We start from the raw sequence: 1,547 nt of genomic DNA, 5'->3' as shown, positions 1-1,547 counted from the left end.
AATATTTATGAAACGAATGATATAGATGAACAGGAATTAAAATTGATTGCTGAAGAATATGATTTTTCGTTTGAAAAATTAATTAAATTTATTAAACAATTTAATCATGCTAAAGCTATTGGCTCATTATTGAAGATTGAAGAATTTGATGAGTTTTTTTTAAATGATGTTTTAATAAAAATAGAAAGTGGTCATGAAAATTTATTTAATTATCATATGAAAGATGAGCTAATTGGAGTTTTAAAACAACTAATTAAGCAAGTAAAGGTTATGACAGCTAAATACGACGTTACTGTTACTAACCCTCCTTATGCGGGAAATAAGTATTTACCATCTGAACTAACCCAATATTTAGATAAAGAATATCCTAATACTAAATCTGATATATTTTCAGCTTTTATTGAATATACTTTTGAATTAACAAAAGAGAGTGGACAAATGGGATATTTAACACCATTTGTTTGGATGTTTATATCTACCTATGAGAAGTTAAGAGAGACTATAATTCAAAGTAAAAACATTAGTAGTTTAGTTCAGTTAGAGTATAACGGTTTTGAAGCTGCCATGGTACCAGTATGTATGTTTACTCTACGTAATTATAAAGTTGATAAAAAAGGTGAATATATTAGGTTAGAATCATTTAAAGGAATTGATAATCAATATATAAAAACTCTAGAAGCTGTTAAAAATCCGAATTCGGACTATAGATATTCATTTAATCAAAATCAATTAAACTTAATTCCGGGCAAACCAATAGCATATTGGGCAAGCGATAATGTAGTTAATGCTTTTAAGAATAGTGAGATTCTATCAAATATAGGATTTTCTAAAAAGGGATTAGACACAGGAAAAAATGATTTATATTTAAGACATTGGTTTGAAGTTTCTAAAGATAAAATTAATAAGAAATGGTTCCCCTTGAACAAAGGTGGATCATACAGAAAATGGTATGGTAATCAAAATTATTTAATAGATTGGGAGAATAATGGAGAAAAATTAAAATCACTTAAATCCGCTAATATTAGGAATGAAAGATTTTATTTTAAAGAAAGTATTGGATGGTCTGATTTAACATCCGGAGATTTTGGGGCTAGATACTATCCCGATGGATTTATATTCGAAGCTACTGGCCCAAGTTTCTTTTGTAAGAATATAATGGAAACTCTTGGATATATGAATAGTAATGTATTTAATTACTTCGCGAAATTTACTATGTCAACAATGCATTATACTAACGGTAGTGTAGCAAAAATGCCTTACAAAAAATTACAAGTCGATATTGAAAAAATTGTAGAAGAGAATGTTGAAATTTCCAAAGATGATTGGGATTCATTTGAAAATTCTATGGATTTTATTGTACACCCTTTCTTGAAATATTCTAATAATTTGTTAGAAGACACGTATCTAGAATGGGAAAAATATAAAGAACATCAATATCATAAGTTAAAAGTTAATGAAGAATTTTTAAACGAAGTGTTCATTGAATTATATAATTTAAATGGTGAACTTAGTCCAATAGTAGATGAGAAAAAAATAGTTATAAAAAG

1 protein-coding gene is annotated in these 1,547 nt (G+C 27.0%); it reads left to right on the top strand.

Annotated elements, in window-relative coordinates; translation table 11 throughout:
• Nucleotides 1–1,547, top strand: a 1,547-nt coding sequence (locus tag C9J34_RS20930; RefSeq protein WP_153062665.1) for an Eco57I restriction-modification methylase domain-containing protein, incomplete at both ends; no start/stop codon positions are given.

Origin of the sequence: Metasolibacillus meyeri (assembly GCF_003049505.1) — a bacterium.
GTDB lineage: Bacteria > Bacillota > Bacilli > Bacillales_A > Planococcaceae > Metasolibacillus > Metasolibacillus meyeri.
The sequence above is the reverse complement of the archived record's forward strand: the minus strand, read 5'-3'. Positions and strand labels throughout refer to the sequence as shown.